Annotated in this window: 16 protein-coding genes; 5 read left to right on the top strand and 11 right to left on the bottom strand. The window is 73.1% G+C overall.

Going from position 1 to position 18,819, the window contains the following annotated elements:
• Positions 1–237 precede the first annotated feature (237 nt).
• On the bottom strand, positions 238–1,395 hold the full coding sequence (locus tag ABZ861_RS26040) for an acyl-CoA dehydrogenase family protein (protein WP_361634574.1): 1,158 nt from the start codon (positions 1,393–1,395) through the stop codon (positions 238–240).
• Between the two features lie 189 nt (positions 1,396–1,584).
• On the opposite strand from ABZ861_RS26040, the gene ABZ861_RS26035 reads away from it, so the two are divergent.
• Positions 1,585–2,928, top strand: coding sequence for a UDP-glucose/GDP-mannose dehydrogenase family protein (locus ABZ861_RS26035; protein ID WP_361634571.1), 1,344 nt, complete (start codon positions 1,585–1,587; stop codon positions 2,926–2,928).
• A 493-nt stretch (positions 2,929–3,421) separates the two neighbouring features.
• Positions 3,422–3,808, top strand: coding sequence for a VOC family protein (locus ABZ861_RS26030; RefSeq protein ID WP_361634568.1), 387 nt, complete (start codon positions 3,422–3,424; stop codon positions 3,806–3,808).
• A 22-nt stretch (positions 3,809–3,830) separates the two neighbouring features.
• Here ABZ861_RS26030 and ABZ861_RS26025 read toward each other — a convergent pair whose 3' ends face one another.
• The 3 genes from ABZ861_RS26025 to ABZ861_RS26015 are packed head-to-tail and all read right to left on the bottom strand — an operon-like array spanning position 3,831 to position 6,684.
• Positions 3,831–5,024 (bottom strand): dipeptidase, encoded by a 1,194-nt coding sequence (locus ABZ861_RS26025; RefSeq protein ID WP_361634565.1) that lies wholly within the window; start codon positions 5,022–5,024, stop codon positions 3,831–3,833.
• Positions 5,021–5,548: a 5-(carboxyamino)imidazole ribonucleotide mutase gene (gene purE, locus ABZ861_RS26020; RefSeq protein ID WP_361634562.1), complete on the bottom strand. Its 528-nt coding sequence runs from the start codon at positions 5,546–5,548 to the stop codon at positions 5,021–5,023. The genes ABZ861_RS26025 and purE overlap by 4 nt, the downstream gene beginning before the upstream one ends.
• Positions 5,545–6,684 (bottom strand): 5-(carboxyamino)imidazole ribonucleotide synthase, encoded by a 1,140-nt coding sequence (locus tag ABZ861_RS26015; RefSeq protein ID WP_361634559.1) that lies wholly within the window; start codon positions 6,682–6,684, stop codon positions 5,545–5,547. The genes purE and ABZ861_RS26015 overlap by 4 nt, the downstream gene beginning before the upstream one ends.
• Before the next feature lie 173 nt (positions 6,685–6,857).
• Here ABZ861_RS26015 and ABZ861_RS26010 point away from each other — a divergent pair, with 173 nt between their 5' ends.
• Positions 6,858–7,406 carry a GtrA family protein gene (locus tag ABZ861_RS26010; protein WP_361634682.1) on the top strand — a complete coding sequence of 183 codons (549 nt, stop codon included), beginning with the start codon at positions 6,858–6,860 and terminating at the stop codon, positions 7,404–7,406.
• Positions 7,407–7,517: 111 nt separating this feature from the next.
• On the opposite strand, the gene ABZ861_RS26005 is transcribed toward ABZ861_RS26010, so the two are convergent.
• Together ABZ861_RS26005 and ABZ861_RS26000 are read right to left on the bottom strand one after the other, a co-directional pair.
• Positions 7,518–8,786: an ATP-binding protein gene (locus tag ABZ861_RS26005; protein WP_361634556.1), complete on the bottom strand. Its 1,269-nt coding sequence runs from the start codon at positions 8,784–8,786 to the stop codon at positions 7,518–7,520.
• 86 nt (positions 8,787–8,872) lie between these two features.
• Positions 8,873–9,550: a response regulator transcription factor gene (locus tag ABZ861_RS26000; protein WP_361634553.1), complete on the bottom strand. Its 678-nt coding sequence runs from the start codon at positions 9,548–9,550 to the stop codon at positions 8,873–8,875.
• A gap of 561 nt (positions 9,551–10,111) precedes the next feature.
• On the opposite strand from ABZ861_RS26000, the gene ABZ861_RS25995 reads away from it, so the two are divergent.
• Entirely contained in the window at positions 10,112–11,608 is a 1,497-nt protein-coding gene (locus ABZ861_RS25995) for an oligopeptide:H+ symporter (protein ID WP_361634551.1), read from the top strand.
• A gap of 332 nt (positions 11,609–11,940) precedes the next feature.
• On the opposite strand, the gene ABZ861_RS25990 is transcribed toward ABZ861_RS25995, so the two are convergent.
• Entirely contained in the window at positions 11,941–12,492 is a 552-nt protein-coding gene (locus tag ABZ861_RS25990; protein ID WP_361634548.1) for an ATP-binding protein, read from the bottom strand.
• 295 nt (positions 12,493–12,787) lie between these two features.
• On the bottom strand, positions 12,788–13,165 hold the full coding sequence (locus ABZ861_RS25985) for an STAS domain-containing protein (RefSeq protein ID WP_361634679.1): 378 nt from the start codon (positions 13,163–13,165) through the stop codon (positions 12,788–12,790).
• 240 nt (positions 13,166–13,405) lie between these two features.
• On the opposite strand from ABZ861_RS25985, the gene ABZ861_RS25980 reads away from it, so the two are divergent.
• Positions 13,406–14,362, top strand: a complete 957-nt coding sequence (locus ABZ861_RS25980) for an RNA polymerase sigma factor SigF (protein WP_361634546.1) — start codon at positions 13,406–13,408, stop codon at positions 14,360–14,362.
• Positions 14,363–14,769: 407 nt separating this feature from the next.
• On the opposite strand, the gene hutI is transcribed toward ABZ861_RS25980, so the two are convergent.
• The 3 genes from hutI to ABZ861_RS25965 are packed head-to-tail and all read right to left on the bottom strand — an operon-like array spanning position 14,770 to position 18,538.
• Complete coding sequence (hutI, locus tag ABZ861_RS25975; protein ID WP_361634543.1) at positions 14,770–15,942, bottom strand: imidazolonepropionase; 1,173 nt, start codon at positions 15,940–15,942, stop codon at positions 14,770–14,772.
• A gap of 47 nt (positions 15,943–15,989) precedes the next feature.
• Positions 15,990–17,336, bottom strand: coding sequence for a formimidoylglutamate deiminase (locus tag ABZ861_RS25970; RefSeq protein ID WP_361634677.1), 1,347 nt, complete (start codon positions 17,334–17,336; stop codon positions 15,990–15,992).
• Entirely contained in the window at positions 17,336–18,538 is a 1,203-nt protein-coding gene (locus ABZ861_RS25965) for an allantoate amidohydrolase (RefSeq protein ID WP_361634674.1), read from the bottom strand. The genes ABZ861_RS25970 and ABZ861_RS25965 overlap by 1 nt, the downstream gene beginning before the upstream one ends.
• Positions 18,539–18,819: the final 281 nt, after the last annotated feature.

The following is an 18,819-nucleotide window of genomic DNA, read 5'->3' as shown; positions in this document are numbered from 1 at the left end:
GAGGGCGGCAGACAGCATCTCGGAGGCGTCAGTGGTCGCCTGATCCGCGTACGACGACAGCCCCCGGCGTCACGCCGGGGGCTGTGCTGTCTGTGCAGGTCAGTGGCTGTTCTCGGTCTGGCATCCGCCCAGGATTCCCCCAGCATGACGCCCAGGAACAGGCCCGATCGGGCCGCGACGGGCAGAAGCCGGGGCCCTCCGGTCGTTCCAGGCAGCTTCTGAGCTGCAAAAACCCCGCTAAGGCAGGTTCCTTGCCATCACGATGCGCTGGACCTGGTTCGTGCCCTCGTAGATCTGGGTGATCTTGGCGTCGCGCATCATGCGCTCCACCGGGTAGTCGCGGGTGTAGCCGTAGCCGCCGAGGAGCTGCACGGCGTCCGTGGTGACCTCCATGGCGACGTCGGAGGCGAAGCACTTGGCGGCGGCGCCCTGGTAGGTGAGGTCGGCGTCGACGCGCTCGGAGGCCGCGGCGGCCTGGTAGGTCAGGGCGCGGGCGGCCGAGACCTTCATGGCCATGTCGGCGAGCATGAACTGGATGCCCTGGAAGTCGGCGATCGGCTTGCCGAACTGCTTGCGCTCCTTGACGTAGCCCTTGGCGTAGTCGAGGGCGCCCTGGGCGATGCCGAGGGCCTGGGCGGCGATGGTGATGCGGGTGTGGTCGAGGGTCTTCATCGCGGTGGCGAAGCCGGTGCCCTCGGCGCCGATCATGCGGTCGGCGGGGATGCGCACGTTGTCGAGGTAGACCTCGCGGGTCGGGGAGCCCTTGATGCCGAGCTTCTTCTCCGGGGCGCCGAAGGAGACGCCCGGGTCCGACTTCTCCACGACGAACGCGGAGATGCCCTTGGAGCGCTTCTCGGGGTCGGTGACCGCCATCACCGTGTAGAAGTCGGAGACGCCCGCGTTGGTGATCCAGCGCTTGACGCCGTTGAGCACCCAGTAGTCGCCGTCGCGGACCGCCTTCGTCTTCATGCCCGCGGCGTCGGAGCCGGCGTCCGGCTCGGAGAGGCAGTAGGAGAACATGCCGTGGCCCTTGGCGAGCGGCGCCATGTACTTCTTCTTCAGCTCCTCGGAGCCGGAGAGGATCACCGGGAGCGAGCCCAGCTTGTTCACCGCGGGGATGAGCGAGGAGGACGCGCAGACGCGGGCCACCTCCTCGATCACGATGACCGTCGCCAGCGCGTCCGCGCCTGCGCCGCCGTAGCTCTCGGGCACGTGCACGGCGTGCAGGTCGTTGGCGACCAGGGCCTCGAGGGCCTCCTGGGGGAAGCGGGCCTCCTCGTCGACCACGGCGGCATACGGCGCGATCTTCGCCTCGGCCAGCGAGCGGACGGCGTCGCGGAGCATGTCGTGCTCCTCGGACGGGCGATACAGGTCGAAGTCAGCCGATCCGGCCAAGGTCTCTCACGCTCCATAGACGACCACTGATAATGCTAATTACCGTTAAGTAACTCGAATTTTAGGGGCCCCGCCCACGCGAGCGGTACGTGAGCTTCGCGACAAGGAGGGGCCTCGCCCGGCGTCGGGCCCGCGCACACCCCCGATATGCTCGGGCACCGCATCGCCATCATCCCTCCTGGAGCACCCATGAGCCTGAAGATCACCGTGATCGGCACCGGCTATCTCGGCGCGACGCACGCCGCGGCCATGGCCGAGCTGGGCTTCGAGGTGCTGGGGCTCGACGTGGTCCCCGAGAAGATCGAGATGCTCCAGCGGGGCGAGGTCCCGATGTACGAGCCCGGTCTGGAGGATCTGCTGCGCCGGCATGTGGCGGGCCTGGAGGGCTCCACCGGCCGGCTGCGCTTCACCCGGGACTGGGCCGAGGTCGGCGCCTTCGGCGACGTCCACTTCCTCTGCGTGAACACGCCGCAGAGGCACGGCGAGTACGCCTGCGACATGTCCTACGTGGACTCCGCCGTCGCCTCGCTCGCCCCGCATCTGACCCGTTCCGCGCTCGTCGTCGGCAAGTCGACGGTGCCGGTCGGCTCGGCGGACCGGCTGGCCCGCGTCATAGCGGCCGCCGCCCCGGCCGGTGAGGACGCCGAGCTGGCCTGGAACCCGGAGTTCCTGCGGGAGGGCTTCGCCGTCCAGGACACGCTGCACCCGGACCGCATCGTGGTCGGCGTGCGCAGCGAGCGGGCGGAGAAGCTGCTGCGCGAGGTGTACGCCACGCCCGTCGGCGAGGGCTCGCCGTTCGTCGTCACGGACTTCCCGACCGCCGAGCTGGTGAAGACCTCGGCGAACTCCTTCCTGGCCACCAAGATCTCCTTCATCAACGCCATGGCGGAGGTGTGCGAGGCGGCGGGCGGCGACGTGGCAAAGCTGGCCGAGGCGATCGGGTACGACGACCGGATCGGCCCCAAGTTCCTGCGGGCTGGCATCGGCTTCGGCGGGGGCTGCCTGCCCAAGGACATCCGGGCGTTCATGGCGCGCGCCGGCGAGCTGGGCGCGGACCAGGCGCTGACCTTCCTGCGCGAGATCGACTCCATCAACATGCGCCAGCGCGGGCAGATGGTGGAGCTGACCCGGCAGGCGCTGGGCGGCGGCTCGTTCCTGGGCAGGCGGGTGGCGGTGCTCGGCGCCACGTTCAAGCCCGACTCCGACGACGTGCGGGACTCCCCCGCGCTCAACGTCGCCGGGCAGATCCACCTCCAGGGCGGACAGGTGACCGTCTACGACCCCAAGGGCATGGACAACGCCCGCCGGGTCTTCCCCACGCTCGGCTACGCCGCCTCCGCGCTGGAGGCGGCGCGGGGCGCGGACGTGGTGCTGCACCTGACCGAGTGGCGGGAGTTCCGCGAGCTGGACCCGGCCGCGCTCGGCGAGGTCGCGGCGGCGCGGCTCGTGCTGGACGGGCGCAACGCGCTCGACGCGGAGGTGTGGCGGCAGGCCGGATGGACCTACCGGGCAATGGGCCGCCCCACGGCGTGACGGCGCCTCGGCGCGGGCGCTCTCGCGGACAGCGCGGACCGGGGCGGCCGCTCACCTGGGCGCTGGGCGCTCGCGCATCGGCATGGGCGCTCACGTAAGCGCGCTGCACAGGCGCTCGCACAGCCACTGCGCGGGCGCTCGCACAGCCACTGCGCGGGCGCTCGCACAGCTACTGCGCGGGCGCGCCCACATAGGCACTGCGCGGGCGCTCACGTCAGCGCGCTGCGCGGGCCCCCGCGTCAGCGCTGCACGCTCGCTCCCGCAAGCGCCGTGCGAGCAAGCGCCGTGCGAGCAAGCACCGTGCGAGCAAGCGCCGGTTCGGCCGAGGCTCAGTCGGCCGAACCGGCGCTCGCCCGCATTCTGCACCACCGCGCGGCGCGGCGACCGCCGGTCCCCTTTCCGGCCGGCGATCTCGCGGCATACAGTGCCTCCGCCTGCGAGCGGCGCCTCCTCGCGCGCCGCTCAGTCGCCGTCACGCCTGTGGGAGGAAGTCATGGCCATCGCCGAGCTGGGCCCCGTCGTCCTGGACTGCCCCGATCCGCGCGCACTCGCCGCCTTCTACGCCGAGGTGCTCGGCGGGACGGCGGAGGAGGACGAGGGAGACGAAGGGGACGGCGACTGGATCGACCTGAAGACGCCGGACGGCGTCGCGCTGGCGTTCCAGGCGGCCCCCAGCTACGTGCCGCCGCGGTGGCCGGGCGACGACGGCGCGCAGCAGTTCCACCTCGACCTGAACGTGCCGGACCTGGACGCGGCCGAGGAGGCGGTGCTCGCGCTTGGGGCGAAGCCGCTGGACACGGCGGACCGCACGCGCGACTTCCGGGTGTACGCCGATCCGGCAGGGCATCCGTTCTGCCTCTGCCGGATCAAGCGCCCGTAGCGTCCCCGCGGCGGCCGCGCCGTCAGCCGTCCAGATCCTCGATCGTCGCGTGGGACGGGCCCCGGGCGGCCTGCTGCTCGCGGGCCACGTCCTCCGCGGCGCCCAGCACCCGTACCGCGTTCTGCCAGGTCAGCTTGGCCAGGTCGGACTTCGACCAGCCGCGGTCCAGCAGCTCGGCGATCAGGCGGGGGTAGCCGGAGACGTCGTCGAGGCCCTCGGGGGTGAAGGGCGTGCCGTCGTAGTCGCCGCCGACGCCGACGTGGTCGATCCCGGCGACCTCGCGCAGGTGGTCCAGGTGGTCGGCGACCGTGGACACCGTGGCGATCGGCCGCGGGCGCGCCTCCTCGAAGGCGCGGTGGATCTTCATCGCGTCGGCGGAGGCGTCCAGGTGGTGCAGGCCGTGCGCGCGCATGTTCTCGTCGGCGGCGGCCGTCCAGTCGACGGCGGCCTGGAGGACGAACTTCGGCACGAACGTCGCCATGGCCACGCCGCCGTTGCCCGGGAGGCGTTCGAGCACGTCGTCCGGGACGTTGCGCGGGTGGTCGCACAGGGCGCGCGCGGAGGAGTGCGAGAAGATCACCGGGGCCGCCGAGGCGTCCAGCGCGTCCCGCATGGTCGTCGCGGCCACGTGCGAGAGGTCGACCAGCATGCCCAGGCGGTTCATCTCGCGGACCACCTCGCGGCCGAAGGCCGACAGGCCGCCCACGGCGGGCTCGTCGGTGGCCGAGTCCGCCCAGGGCACGTTGTAGTTGTGGGTGAGGGTCAGGTAGCGCACCCCGAGCGCGTGCAGGGAGCGCAGGACGCCCAGCGAGTTCGCGATGGAGTGACCGCCCTCCGCGCCCATCAGCGAGGCGATGCGGCCCTCGCGGCGCGCCGCCTCCATGTCGCCCGCGGTCAGCGCCGGGGCCAGGTCCCGCGGGTGGCGGGCGAGCAGCCGCCGTACGCAGTCGATCTGCTCCAGCGTCGCCGGGACCGGGTCGGGCAGGTCCGCGCGGATGTACACCGACCAGTACTGCGCGCCGACGCCGCCCTCGCGCAGCCGGGGCAGGTCGGTGTGCAGCCGACCCCTCTGGGACGTGGCGAGGTCACGGGCGCCGAGGTCGTAGGCGACCTGCTCGCGCAGCGCCCAGGGCAGGTCGTTGTGGCCGTCGACGACCGGGAACTCGCGCAGCAGCTCACGGGCCGCGTCCAGGGAGGGGGAGGTCACCGGCGTCACTTCCCCGTGCCGAAGCCGAAGCCGGCCGCGCCCTCGACCTTGGCGCGCAGCCGCTTGCCCTTCTCGGCGGCCTGGTCGTTCAGGTCCTGCTGGAACTCGCTCATACGACCGCGCAGGTCCTCGTCGTGGGCGGCGAGGATCCGGACGGCCAGCAGGCCCGCGTTGCGCGCGCCGCCCACCGAGACGGTCGCGACCGGCACGCCGGCCGGCATCTGCACGATGGACAGCAGGGAGTCCATCCCGTCGAGGTGCTTGAGCGGGACGGGGACGCCGATCACCGGCAGCGGGGTGACCGAGGCGAGCATGCCGGGCAGGTGGGCGGCGCCGCCCGCGCCCGCGATGATCGCCTTCAGGCCGCGCTCGGCCGCGCGCTCGCCGTAGGAGATCATCTCGCGCGGCATCCGGTGCGCGGAGACGACGTCCACCTCGTAGGGGATCTCGAACTCGTCCAGCGCCTTGGCGGCGGCCTCCATGACGGGCCAGTCGGAGTCCGACCCCATGACGATGCCGATGACCGGGCTCATTCGGTGATCGTGCCTTTCAGGTAGCCGGCTGCGTGACGAGCGCGCTCCAGCACGTCGTCCAGGTCGTCGCCGTAGGTGTTGACGTGTCCGACCTTGCGGCCGGGCTTCACGTCCTTGCCGTACATGTGGATCTTGAGCTGCGGGTCGCGGGCCATGCAGTGCAGGTACGCGCCGTACATGTCGGGGTAGTCGCCGCCGAGCACGTTCACCATGACCGTCCACGGGGCGCGTGAGCGCGGGTCGCCCAGCGGCAGGTCGAGGACCGCGCGGACGTGGTTGGCGAACTGCGAGGTGACCGCGCCGTCCATCGACCAGTGGCCGGAGTTGTGCGGCCGCATCGCAAGTTCGTTGACGAGGATCCGGCCGTCGCGGGTCTGGAACAGCTCGACGGCGAGGTGGCCGACGACGCCCAGTTCCTTGGCGATGCGCAGCGCCGTCTCCTCGGCCTCGAGGGCCAGGGCCTCGTCGAGGCCGGGCGCGGGGGCGATCACGGTGTCGCAGACGCCGGCGACCTGCCGCGACTCCACCACCGGGTAGGCGACGGCCTGTCCGTGCGGCGAGCGCACGACGTTCGCGGCCAGCTCACGGACGAAGTCGACCTTTTCCTCGGCCAGCACCGGGACGCCGGCGCGGAACGGCTCGGCGGCCTCCTCGGCGGAGTCGACGACCCACACGCCCTTGCCGTCGTAGCCGCCGCGCACCGTCTTCAGCACGACGGGGAAGCCGTCGCCCTCGGCGGCGAAGGCGGCCACGTCCTCGGGTCCGGAGACGATCCGGTGCCGCGGGCACGGCACGCCGATCGCCTCCAGCTTCGCGCGCATCACCCCTTTGTCCTGGGCGTGCACGAGCGCGTCGGGGCCGGGGCGCACGGCGACGCCGTCCGCCTCCAGGGCCCGCAGGTGCTCGGTGGGGACGTGCTCGTGATCGAAGGTGATCACGTCGCAGCCCCGCGCGAAAGCGCGCAGCGTCTCCAGGTCGCGGTAGTCGCCGACGACGACGTCGCCCACCACCTGCGCCGCGGAGTCCTGAGAAGTGTCACTGAGGAGCTTGAACTTGATGCCGAGCGGGATGCCCGCCTCGTGTGTCATACGAGCGAGCTGGCCACCGCCGACCATGCCGACTACCGGAAACGTCACACCCCCAGGGTATCGGCCACGCGAGGAAGGCTGGATTCCGCCGTCGCCTTCGGCTCTTTCGGACTCTTTCCGACGGGTTTCGCGACGCGTGGCCGGTCCACGGGCGCGCGGCCGGGCCGCTGGTTAGCATGGCGGGGTTGACGACACCGACCCGGACGGGGGCCTGCACGACCATGGAACACGGTTCCTCGGGGCGCCGATCGGCGCCCCCGGCCCCCCAGGGCACGCTGGCGCGGCGTGCCGGCCGGGTATGGCGCGAGGCCGCCAAGTTCGGCGCGGTGGGCGGGGCGGGGCTCCTGGTCAACCTGCTCGTCTTCAACCTGGTGCGGCACGTCACCGATCTCCAGGTGGTGCGGGCGAGCGTCATCGCCACGATCGTCTCGATCGTCTTCAACTACGTCGGGTTCCGCTACTTCACCTACCGGGACCGCGACAAGAGCGGCCGCACCCGGGAACTCGGGCTGTTCCTGCTGTTCAGCGTGATCGGCCTGGTGATCGAGAACGGCGTGCTGTACCTGGCCACCTACGGCTTCCGCTGGGACAGCCCGCTGCAGAGCAACGTCTTCAAGTTCCTCGGCATCGGCATCGCGACCCTGTTCCGCTTCTGGTCCTACCGCACCTGGGTCTTCCGCACCGCCCCCCGCCCCGAGACCGTGACCGGCGCGGAGGCCCTCCTGCGCGCGCAGGCGACGAAGAGCCCGCGGCCGAAGGTCTCCCGCTGAGCTGAGCCGTGCGTACCGGGCGCGTCCGGGGCTTGGTCACCGCCCAGTCACCGCACGGTCGGCTCACCGCACGGCCGGCTCACCGCACGGCCGGCTCACCGCACGGCCGGCTCACCGCACCGTCGGCTCGGCGTCCGACGGCTTCTTCGGCGGCGTACGGGACAGGAACAGGCCGAACACCGGCGGCTGGGACTGAAGCAGCTCCAGGCGGCCGCCGTCGGCTTCCGCCAGGTCGCGGGCGACCGCGAGGCCGATCCCCGTCGAGTTGCGCCCGCTGATGGTGCGCTCGAAGATCCGGGCGCCCAGGTCGGCGGGGACGCCAGGACCCTCGTCGGTGACCTCCACGACCGCCTGGTTGCCGGTCACGCGGGTGCGCAGCGCCACGGTGCCGCCGCCGTGCATCAGGGAGTTCTCGATCAGCGCGGCCAGCACCTGCGCGACCGCGCCCGGCGTCCCCACGGCCTGGAGATGCCGCTTCCCGGAGCAGACGATGGCGCGTCCGGCGCTGCGGTAGGCGGGGCGCCACTCGGCGATCTGCTGCTCGATGACCTCGTCCAGGTCGAAGGAGACCGCGGAGCCGGTGCGCGGGTCGCGGGCGTTGGTCAGCAGGCGCTCCACCACGTCAGTGAGCCGCTCCACCTGGGTGAGCGCGACGTTCGCCTCCTCCTTCACCGTGTCCAGGTCGTCGGTCAGGGTGATCTCCTCCAGCCGCATGGACAGCGCGGTCAGCGGCGTGCGGAGCTGGTGGGAGGCGTCCGCGGCCAGCCGGCGCTCGGCGGTCAGCATGCGGCCGATGCGCTCGGCGGAGGAGTCCAGCACGTCGGCGACCCGGTCCAGCTCGGGGACGCCGTAGCGCTTGTGGCGGGGGCGCGGATCGCCGGAGCCGAGGCGTTCGGCGGTCTCGGCCAGGTCGGTGAGCGGGGACGCCAGCCGGCTGGCCTGGCGGATCGCGAGCAGCACCGCCGCCACCACCGCCAGCAGCGCCACCAGGCCGATGATCAGCAGGGTGCGGCCGACCTCGCGGGTCACCGAGGACCGGGACTCCTCCATCCGGACCGTCTCGCCCTGCTCGCCGCGGGCGGTGGAGTGGATGACGTCGCCGGCCGGCTCGGCGCCGACCGCGATGGGCGCCCGGCCGGGGATGCCGATCACCGCGTACTGCCCCGGCGCCACCTGTTCCTTCAGGATCTCCGCGTCGACGTCCTCCGCGCCGAGCAGCCGGCTGTCGACGATGCTGGCCAGCCGCAGCGCCTCGGAGTCCACCCGCTCCTGGGCGCTGTTGCTGATCGTGCGGGTCTCCACGATCACCAGCGAGACGCCGAAGACGGCGATCACCACGAGCACCACGGCGAGCGTGGACTGGATCAGTCGGCGGCGCATGACCTCTTACGTTCGGCTCTCTTCGCGACCGGCCTGCGGACGGCCGGGGCGGGGGCGGACGGTCGGGCGCCCGGCGGGCGGCTCGCTCAGCTCTTCTCGAACCGGAAGCCGACGCCGCGCACGGTGGCGATGTAGCGGGGGTTCGCCGCGTCGTCGCCGAGCTTCTTGCGCAGCCAGGAGATGTGCATGTCGAGGGTCTTGGTCGACGACCACCAGGTGGTGTCCCAGACCTCGCGCATCAACTGGTCCCGGGTGACGACCCGGCCGGCGTCCCGTACGAGCACCCGCAGCAGGTCGAACTCCTTGGCGGTGAGCTGAAGCTCCTCGTCGCCCATCCAGGCCCGGTGGGACTCCACGTCGATGCGCACGCCGTGCGTGGCGGGCGGCTGCTGCGGCTCGGCGGCGCCGCGGCGCAGCAGGGCCCGGACCCGGGCGAGGAGTTCGGCGAGCCGGAACGGCTTGGTGACGTAGTCGTCGGCGCCCGCGTCCAGGCCGACCACGGTGTCCACCTCGTCGGCGCGCGCGGTCAGGATCAGAATGGGCACGGCGTGCCCGTCGGAGCGCAGCCGGCGGGCGACCTCCAGGCCGTCGATGCCCGGCAGACCGAGGTCCAGCACGACCAGGTCGACGCCCCCCTGCATTCCGGCGTCGAGTGCGGTGGGTCCGTCCTCACGGACCTCGACCTCGTAGCCCTCCCGGCGCAGTGCGCGGGCCAGCGGCTCCGAGATGGACGCGTCGTCCTCGGCGAGCAGTACTCGGGTCATGAGGTGATGGTAGTCCGCCGCCGCCAGGGGCAGGGGCGGTGCTGCGGTGTGATCGTCCGTCGCCGCTCTTACCTTCCGGCCGGGCGCCGCCCGCCGTCCGGCCGGGCCGCGGCCGCCGCCCAGTCTCTCCCGCGGGCCGCCCGGTCCGCGCCGGCGCTCCGCGGATGTCATCCTTTACTACACCCGCCAAAGCACCCGCGCGGTTCCCTCACCTGCTGTGATCCCCCTCTCAACGCCTTCCATATCAGGCGGTGTCCTGCCGTATGGTGATCTGAACGCCTGTAGTGCACAGCGGACCTTCAGCGCGCGTCTGACGCAGAAGGTCCCCTTTTGTGTACGCGGGCCGGTCCGCACCGGCTCGCAGAGGAATGACCTAGGGCCGGGCCTCAGCGGACGCATCGACGCGTCGTGAGGCGTGGATCCCGGTGGCCGCCGTCCGCCGCTCCGTGACCCGGGGCGGAATCCCCCCAGGCGTGGGGTGGGCGAGCGTCCCCGGCGCCGGCCGCTCCACCGGGCGCGTATCCGCGCGACGCGACGCGTCCCGACCAGCAAGGAACCACCATGGCGTCCAGCCTGACGAAGGACTCGGCTCAACCGGGCACCCCCGGCTCCGAGAAGACCTTCTTCGGCCACCCCCGCGGACTGGCCACCCTCTTCATGACCGAGATGTGGGAGCGCTTCTCCTACTACGGCATGAAGGCACTGCTCCCGCTGTACCTGGTGGCGCCGGGCGGCCTGCACATGAACGCGGCCGCCGCGACCGCGATCTACTCGGTCTACCTGTCCCTCGTGTACCTGCTCGCCCTGCCGGGCGGCTGGTTCGCCGACCGGGTGCTCGGCCCCCGCAAGACCGTCGCCGTGGCCGGCTCGGTCATCGTGCTCGGCCACCTGACGCTGGCCCTGCCGTGGTCCGGCAGCTTCTTCGCGGGCCTCGGCCTGGTCGCCGTCGGCTCCGGTCTGCTCAAGGCCAACATCTCCACCATGGTCGGCCACCTGTACAAGGGCGTCGACGACCCGCGCCGTGACGGCGGCTTCACGATCTTCTACATCGGGATCAACCTGGGCGCCTTCATCGCCCCGCTGGTCATCGGCACGGTCGGCGAGAGCGTCAACTGGCACATCGGGTTCGCCATCGCCGCGTTCGGCATGGCCCTGGGCCTGGCCCAGTTCCTGCTCGGCTCGCGCCACCTGGACGCCGAATCCAGCGTCGTCCCGACGCCGCTGTCCGCCCAGGAGAAGACGCGCGTGCTGCGCAAGTCGGCCCTGTGGGCGGTCGTCGCGGCGGTCTTCTACGCCGTCGTCGGCTTCTCCGGCCACTACACCCTGAACTGGCTGCTGATCCCGATCACCGTGGCCGGCCTGCTCATCCCCGTCATGGTCATCGTCCGCATCAAGCGGGACAAGGACCTGGACCGCACCGAGCAGTCCAAGATGACGGCGTACATCTGGTTCTTCGTGGCCGCCGCCGTGTTCTGGATGATCTACGACCAGGGCGGCTCGACCATGTCGCTGTTCGCCGACGAGTCGGCGAAGAACAGCGTCTTCGGCTGGGCGTTCCCGGTCTCCTGGTACCAGTCGGTCAACCCGATCATGATCATGGCGCTCGCGCCGGTCTTCGCCTGGATGTGGCTGGCCCTCGCCCGGCGCGGCAAGGAGCCGAGCACCGCGGTGAAGTTCGCGATGGGCCTGGTGCTGATCGGCGCGTCCTTCTTCCTCTTCCTGGCCCCGCTGGCCATCGCCGACGGCGGTCACAAGGCGGCCGCGCTGTGGCTGGTGGCGATCTACTTCGTGCAGACCGTCGGCGAGCTGACGCTCTCGCCGGTCGGCCTGTCGATCACCACGAAGATGGCGCCCGTGAAGTACGCCTCGCAGATGATGGGCGTCTGGTTCCTGGCGGTCACCGCCGGCGACGCGACCACCGGTCTGCTGTCCATCGCCGGCGTCGACCTGAACAAGACGGGCATCGTCGCCCTGGAGGCGTTCGTCGCCGTCGCCGCCGGCGCGGCGGTGTGGATGTACCGCAAGAAGGTCAGGGAGCTGATGGGAGACGTGCACTGACCCGCACGTCTTCGCCGCCTCTCGGCACGTACTAGCTGGTCTCACGGAGGGCCGCCGCACCCACTTGGGGGCGGGGGCCCTTCGGGGTTTTCGGGGGTGCTGCCTGCGGGGGCGCGGGGCGCCCTAGGGGTGCGGTGGGGGCGCGGGGCGCCGTAGAGGTGCGGCGGGGCGCCTGGGCGCCGTACGGGGGCGACGGGGCGCCATGGGTGTGCGGCCGGGGCGCTGGGCGCCGTTGGGGCGAGCAGACCTCGCTGGGGGCGAGCGGAGGGCAGGCGCCCACACAGGCGGGCGCCCACGCGCGCAGTCGCCCACGCGGTGCGCGCCCGGTTCCGCTACGCGGGGACGCCCAGCTCCGCCCACACCGTCTTGCCCGCCACGCCGGGGGTGCGCACGACGCCCCAGTCGAGGCAGAGGCGCTGCACGATGAACATGCCGTGGCCGCCGGGGCGGCCGGCCCGGTGCGGGGTGCGCGGGGACGGCTGGCCGGCGCCCCGGTCGGAGACCTCGACGCGGATCACCTTGCGGTCGCAGGCGATCTCCAGCAGATCCGGGCCCTCGGCGTGCAGGCAGGCGTTCGTCACCAGCTCGGAGACGACGAGGAGGACGTCCTCCGCGGCGGCCCGCCGGTCGGCGCCCTCGGCGGGCAGCCAGCCCCAGGCGTACAGCGCCTGCCGGGCGAAGTCCCGGGCGAGCGGCACGACGCCGCTCTCGCCGTCGAAGCTCAGCCTGCGGACCTGACGGCCCTCAGACGGCGCCGCCGCAGGCACGGCCGCCGCCACTCCGGCGGACGTCCCGTCCACCGGCGCGCCCTCCTCGGACACTCCGGAAGCGCCGCAGGGCTCGTGGCCGCGGTCGCCCGGCGAGTAAGGCCGGGTGGTGCTCATCAGCGCTTCACCTCACCGATTCACCAGTTCACGATTCACATCAAAAGTCACTGCACACGTCACTGCTCGCCTGTACACGCAGGAGCATCGCCGGGTTCCCGTCGCGTCGCCGGTCGATCCGTTCACAGGAAGACTCCTGCCCGACCGATCCGGTGGGACACCCCCGTTTTCCGGCCCATGGGGCAGAGCGCCCGCAGCGGTCCGACCGCAGGTCCGCACGCGCAGCGGACCGCGCGCGGAGCACGGAGGAACGGAAGGGGGGCGACCAGGGGAGACACGACGGCCTGGAGGCGGCTCAGCCGGTCCCGTCGGCCAGCGCGTCCTCAAGCGTGTCGTGCACGCTGAAGACGGCGTCCGCCCCTGTGATCTCGAACACGCGCGCCACCACAGGCAGCATTCCGGCGAGGTGCACGCCTCCCCCGGCGGCCTCCGCCTTCAGGCGCGCGCCCAGCAGGACGTTCAGCCCCGTGGAGTCGCAGAACTCCAGGCGCGAACAGTCCACGACGAGGCGCGAGCGCCCCTTGTCGAGGCACTCGTCAAGCGGCTCGCGCAGCAGGTCGGCCGTGTGATGGTCCAGCTCACCCGCCGGTGTCACGACGGCACTGGGCCCCTCTTGCCGAACCTCCACCAGAAGCCGGCCCGACTGTGCGCTGCCGACCGTCCCGCGGTCCATGCCGTCTCTCTCTCCCGGGTGTCTCGACTGCTGACTGACGCCCTCGAACACTACGCCCTCCCTCACCCCTCCGACACCCGAACAACCGCACAGAAACGGACATATGACGACAGAACGCACTTGCGGTCGTGTTGGGAAAGCGGGTAGGGCTAATAGGTACACGCACCCGACACGGCTGGCTTCGGAGGCGCCGCACACCGCAGTGCACGACCTGGCTTCGGCAGCCGTATGCCGAGAACGATGGAGGACATCATGTCACCCCGGCTCGACGCCTCGCATACCCGGACGGCGACGTCGACATCCCCTCCGGCCCCTCGGGACCCGAGCGGGCGTCCCGGCCTCGGCGGCGCCGCGCGCGCCGAGCGCGCCGCGCGGCCCGATGTGGCAGACGCTCTGGCGGGGCTCCCGGACATCCCTCCCTACGACGAGGTGGCCCCCGACGACGCGCGGGCGCTGTCCAAGACCCTCTTCGAGCGGCTGGAGACCCTTGAGGAAGGCACCCACGAGCACGCGTACGTCCGCAACACCCTCGTCGAGCTGAACCTCGCCCTGGTCAAGTTCGCCGCCTCCCGCTTCCGCTCCCGCAGCGAGCCGATGGAGGACATCATCCAGGTCGGCACCATCGGCCTGATCAAGGCCATCGACCGCTTCGAGCTGTCCCGCGGCGTGGAGTTCCCCACCTTCGCGATGCCGACCATCATCGGCGAGGTCAAGCGCTTCTTCCGCGACACCTCCTGGTCCGTGCGGGTGCCGCGGCGCCTCCAGGAACTGCGGCTGGACCTGGCCAAGGCCGGCGACGAGCTGGCGCAGCGGCTGGACCGCGCGCCGACCGTGGCGGAGCTGGCCGAGCGCCTCGGGCTGACGAACGACGAGGTGGTCGAGGGCATGGCGGCGTCCAACGCCTACACCGCCTCCTCGCTGGACGCCCAGCCCGAGGAGGACGACTCCGAGGGCGCGCTGGCGGACCGCATCGGCTACGAGGACCACGGTCTCGAGGGCATCGAGTTCGTCGAGTCGCTGAAGCCGCTGATCGCCGGGCTCCCCTCCCGCGAGCGCACGATCCTCTCCCTGCGGTTCGTGGCCAACATGACCCAGTCGGAGATCGGCGAGGAGCTGGGCATCTCGCAGATGCACGTCTCCCGTCTCCTGTCGCGCACGCTGGTCCGGCTGCGCAAGGGGCTCACCCTGGAGGAATGAGGCGCGGGGCACCGCGTCGGCGCCGGGCGCGTACCGGGCGCGCCGGATCCCAGGCTCGCCGGGTCCCGGGCGTCGGGCCCGGGTAGGCCGGTGCCGGACGTCGGGTGCACCGGGGGCTGGGCATCGGGCGTGCCCGGTGTCGGGTGCCGGGCGCGCCGGATCCCGGGCTTCGGGCGTCGGGCGTGCCGGATCCCGGGCCCGCCGGGCCCCGGGTGGGCCGGGTGCCAGGTGCCGAGCCCCGGGCGCGCCGGATCCCGGGCCGCGTGCCGGGCGTCGGGCCCCGGGCGTCAGGCCCCAGGCGTGCCGGGTAGGCCGGCTGCCGGGGGTCGGATGCACCGAGGGCTGGGCTTCGGGCGTGCCGCGTGCCGGGCCTGGCGTGCCGGGGGCCTGGCGTGCCGGGCCTCGGCTCAGACCTCGCGTACGCCGCGCCGCCAGACCGCGCTGACCAGGGGCACGCCGGGCCGGTAGGCGAGGTGGACGTGGCTGGGGGCGTCCAGCAGGATCAGGTCGGCGCGGGCGCCGGGCGCGAGACGTCCCACGTCTGTACGGCGCAGCGCCGCGGCCCCGCCCGCGGTGGCCGACCAGACCGCCTCGTCCGGCGTCATCCCCATGTCGCGCACGGCGAGCGCGACGCAGAACGGCAGCGACGACGTGAACGACGAGCCGGGGTTGCAGTCGGTGGACAGGGCGACCGTGGCGCCGGCGTCCAGGAGGCGGCGGGCGTCCGGCCAGGCGGCCCGGGTGGAGAACTCGGCGCCGGGCAGCAGCGTGGCGACCGTGTCGCTGTGCGCAAGGGCGTCGACGTCCGCGTCCGTGAGGTGGGTGCAGTGGTCGGCGCTGGCCGCGTCCAGTTCGACGGCGAGCTGCACGCCGGGGCCGTGGGAGAGCTGGTTGGCGTGGATGCGCGGGTGCAGGCCGCGCGCCTTGCCCGCGGTGAGGATCGCGCGGGCCTGGTCGCCGTCGAAGGCGCCCTTCTCGCAGAAGACGTCGATCCAGCGGGCGTACGGGGCGCAGGCGTCCAGCATCTCCCCGGTGACCAGGTCCACGTACGCGGCCGGGTCCTCGGCGTGCTCGGGGGCGACGATGTGGGCGCCGAGATAGGTGACCTCGTCGGTGTGCGCGGCGGCGATGCGCAGCGCGCGGGCCTCGTCGGCGACGGTCAGGCCGTAGCCGGACTTGGTCTCGAACGTGGTGGTGCCCTGGCGCAGCGCCTCGGCGAGGTAACGGGTGAGGGTGGCCTCCAGTTCCGCGTCGGCGGCGGCGCGGGTGGCGGCCACCGTGGTGCGGATGCCGCCGGCGCTGTAGGCGCGGCCGGACATGCGGGCGTTGAACTCCTCGGTGCGGTCGCCCGCGAAGACGAGGTGCGAGTGGGAGTCCACGAACCCCGGGAGCACCGCCCGGCCGCCCGCGTCGACCCGGTTGTCAGTGGCGGGTGCTTTGCTTGTCTCACCGGTCCACACGACGTGGTCGCCGTCGATGACGACGGCCGCGTCCCGGACCAGACCGAGCGGAGATCCGTCGCCGAGGGAGGGGTCGTTGGTGACCAGCGTGGCGATGTTGCTGATGACTGTGCTGCTCATGGCGTCCTCGGAGATGGCGTGGGTGGTCGGCCGGGCGGTGCGGGAGGTCAGCCGCGCAGGTCCGCGACGGCGTCCGCAAGCGCCGCCGGCACGTCCGGTACGAGGGTGTGGGCGCCGTCGCGGACGATGTGGCGCCCGCCCACGACCGTATGGCGCACGTCCGCCGCGGTGGCGGCGAATACGGCGGTCTCCGCGGCCAGTCGCGGCCGTGTGCCCGCCGTCCTGACCGAGTCCAGGGCGACGGTCGTGAAGTCGGCGAGCGCCCCCGGCGCGAGGCGGCCCGCGTCGTCCCAGCCCAGGGCCCGGTGGCCGTCCTCGGACGCGGCGCGCAGCAGGGCCGCGGCCGTCCAGTGGCCGCGGGTGCGGGTGCGCAGCCGCTCGTTCAGCTCCATGGCGCGGGCCTCTTCGAGGAGGTCGATGACCGCGTGGCTGTCGGAGCCGAGGCTGAGCGGGGAGCCGGCGCGCTGGAGCGCGACGGCGGGCCCGATGCCGTCGGCGAGGTCCCGCTCGGTGGTCGGGCACATGCAGGTCCCGGCGCCCGCGCCGCCCAGCAGGGCGACGTCCTCCTCGGTGAGGTGGGTGTTGTGCACGCCGGTGGTGCGCGGGCCGAGGACGCCGTGGTCGGCGAGCAGCCGGGTGGGGGTGCACCCGTGGGCCTGGAGGCAGGCGTCGTTCTCGGCGGTCTGCTCCGACAGGTGCACGTGCAGCGGGGCCCGCCGCTCCCGCGCCCACCGCGCGACGGTGGCCAGCTCGTCCGCGGGCACGGCCCGCACCGAGTGCACGGCCGCCCCGATCCGTGCGTGATCCCGTTCCTTGAGAAGTGCACAGCGTGCGGCCCACTCCTCCGCCGTCCCGTCGGAGAAGCGGAGCTGGTGCGCGTCCGGCGGCCGGCCGAAGCCCGAGGAGAGGTAGCAGGCGTCGAGCAGGGTGATGCGGATCCCGGCCGCGGCGGCGGCCTCGATGAGCGCCTCGCCCATGGCGTTGGGGTCGGCGTACCGGGCGCCGCCCGGGGCGTGGTGGACGTAGTGGAACTCGCCGACGGCGGTGACGCCCGCCAGGGCCATCTCGGCGTACACCGCGCGGGCCAGCGCGTGGTACGTCTCCGGGGTGAGCCGGTCGGCGGTGGCGTACATCGTCTCGCGCCAGGTCCAGAAGGTCCCGGCGCCGGCCTGGACGGCGCCGCGCAGGGCGCGGTGGAAGGCGTGCGAGTGGGCGTTGGCCAGGCCGGGGAGGGTGAGTCCGCGCAGCGCCTCCGCGCCCGGCGGCGGGGCGGGCACGCCGGTGCGGACGGCCGCGACGCGGCCGCCGTCCACGTCGAGCGCCACGCCCGGCTCGGCGTGGGCGCCGAGCCAGGCGTGCTCCAGCCAGTACGTCCGCTTCCGCTGGTCCGGCATCACGGGCACGCCAGTCCTTCCAGTACGTCGGCGAGGGCGAGCACCCCGGCCGCGCAGTCGTCCTCGGCGGCGAACTCGGCCGGGGAGTGCGAGACGCCGGTGGGGTTGCGCACGAACAGCATGGCGGTGGGGACGCTCTCGGAGAGGATCCCGGCGTCGTGTCCGGCGCCGGTGCCGAGCACCGGCGCCGTCAGACGGGCGTCCCGGCCCAGGATGCGGGCGAGTTCGTCGCGCAGGGCGTGGTCGAACTCGACGACGGGGGTGAACGACTCGCGGACCACGTCGAGGTCGACGCCGTGCTCCGCGGCCGCGTCGCGGGCCGCCTTCTCGACGCTGGAGACCACCGTGTCCAGGGTCTGCTGGTCGGCGGCGCGGGAGTCGAGCCAGCCGCGCACCAGGGAGGGGATCGCGTTGACGCCGTTCGGCTCCACCGCGATCTTGCCGAAGGTGGCGACGGCCCCGGCGAGCCGGGCCTCGCGGCGGGCGGCGAGCACGGTCTCGGCGTAGGACAGCATCGGGTCGCGGCGGTCGGCGAGGCGGGTGGTGCCGGCGTGGTTGGCCTCGCCGCGGAAGTCGAACCGCCACCGTCCGTGCGGCCAGATCGCGCTGGCCACTCCGACGGCGTCCCCGGTGAGGTCCAGGGCGCGGCCCTGCTCGACGTGCAGCTCGACGAAGGCGCCGATCCGCGCCAGCCGCTCCGGGTCCGGGCCGATGGCGTCCGGGTCGAACCCGGCGGCCTCCATGGCCTGGGGCAGGGTGACGCCGTCCCCGTCGGTGAGGCGACGGGCCTGCTCGGCGGTGAGCCGGCCGGCGGTCAGCCGTGATCCCACACAGGCGAGCCCGAACCGCGCCCCCTCCTCGTCGCCGAAGTTGACGATGGCCAGCGGTTTGGCGAACCGCGCGCCCCTGCGGCGCAGTTCGTCGAGCGCCGCGAAGGACGACACGACTCCGAGGGGGCCGTCGAAGGCGCCGCCGTCGGGCACGGAGTCGAGGTGCGACCCGGTGACCACGGCGTCTGAGGCGGCCGGATCGCCGAGCCAGGCCCACTGGTTGCCGTTGCGGTCGACCTCGCAGGCCAGCCCGCGGGCAGCGGCCTGGTCCTCGAACCAGGCCCGGCACTCGGCGTCGGCGCCCGTCCAGGCGTAGCGGCGGTAGCCGCCGGAGTCGGCGTGGCGACCGAGGGGCGACAGGTCGCGCCACATCTCGTGGAACGAGGCGCCGGTGGGACCGTAGGAGACGCTGCCGTCCGGGGCCCCCGGCGCCGGACGTGGGCACGCGTTCCGCGAGACGGCGGGCGTGGAGGCGGGGGTGACTGCGTCGGCGGAGCTGGGGGTGGGGGTGACCGCGTCGGCGGAGGCGGCGGTTGCGTCGGCGGAGGCGGGGGCGGTTGTGTCGGCGGGGACGACCGCGCTGGCGGGGGCCGCCGTGTCGGCGCCCCCGCCCGCACCGGAATCCGCGCCCACGTTGGCGCCCGCACCCGTAC

The sequence above is a fragment of the Streptomyces sp. NPDC046985 genome (assembly GCF_040644415.1).
In the GTDB taxonomy this organism is placed as follows: Bacteria; Actinomycetota; Actinomycetes; order Streptomycetales; family Streptomycetaceae; genus Streptomyces.
The sequence above is the reverse complement of the archived record's forward strand: the minus strand, read 5'-3'. Positions and strand labels throughout refer to the sequence as shown.

Coding starts and splice junctions, on each gene's coding strand:
- ABZ861_RS26035 (WP_361634571.1), top strand. CDS start 1,585: ATGAGCCTGAAGATCACCGTGATCGGCACCGGCTATCTCGGCGCGACG.
- ABZ861_RS26030 (WP_361634568.1), top strand. CDS start 3,422: ATGGCCATCGCCGAGCTGGGCCCCGTCGTCCTGGACTGCCCCGATCCG.
- purE (WP_361634562.1), bottom strand. CDS start 5,548: ATGAGCCCGGTCATCGGCATCGTCATGGGGTCGGACTCCGACTGGCCC.
- ABZ861_RS26010 (WP_361634682.1), top strand. CDS start 6,858: ATGGAACACGGTTCCTCGGGGCGCCGATCGGCGCCCCCGGCCCCCCAG.
- ABZ861_RS26005 (WP_361634556.1), bottom strand. CDS start 8,786: ATGCGCCGCCGACTGATCCAGTCCACGCTCGCCGTGGTGCTCGTGGTG.
- ABZ861_RS26000 (WP_361634553.1), bottom strand. CDS start 9,550: ATGACCCGAGTACTGCTCGCCGAGGACGACGCGTCCATCTCGGAGCCG.
- ABZ861_RS25995 (WP_361634551.1), top strand. CDS start 10,112: ATGGCGTCCAGCCTGACGAAGGACTCGGCTCAACCGGGCACCCCCGGC.
- ABZ861_RS25990 (WP_361634548.1), bottom strand. CDS start 12,492: ATGAGCACCACCCGGCCTTACTCGCCGGGCGACCGCGGCCACGAGCCC.
- ABZ861_RS25985 (WP_361634679.1), bottom strand. CDS start 13,165: ATGGACCGCGGGACGGTCGGCAGCGCACAGTCGGGCCGGCTTCTGGTG.
- ABZ861_RS25980 (WP_361634546.1), top strand. CDS start 13,406: ATGGAGGACATCATGTCACCCCGGCTCGACGCCTCGCATACCCGGACG.
- hutI (WP_361634543.1), bottom strand. CDS start 15,942: ATGAGCAGCACAGTCATCAGCAACATCGCCACGCTGGTCACCAACGAC.
- ABZ861_RS25970 (WP_361634677.1), bottom strand. CDS start 17,336: ATGCCGGACCAGCGGAAGCGGACGTACTGGCTGGAGCACGCCTGGCTC.
- ABZ861_RS25965 (WP_361634674.1), bottom strand. CDS start 18,538: ATGTGGCGCGACCTGTCGCCCCTCGGTCGCCACGCCGACTCCGGCGGC.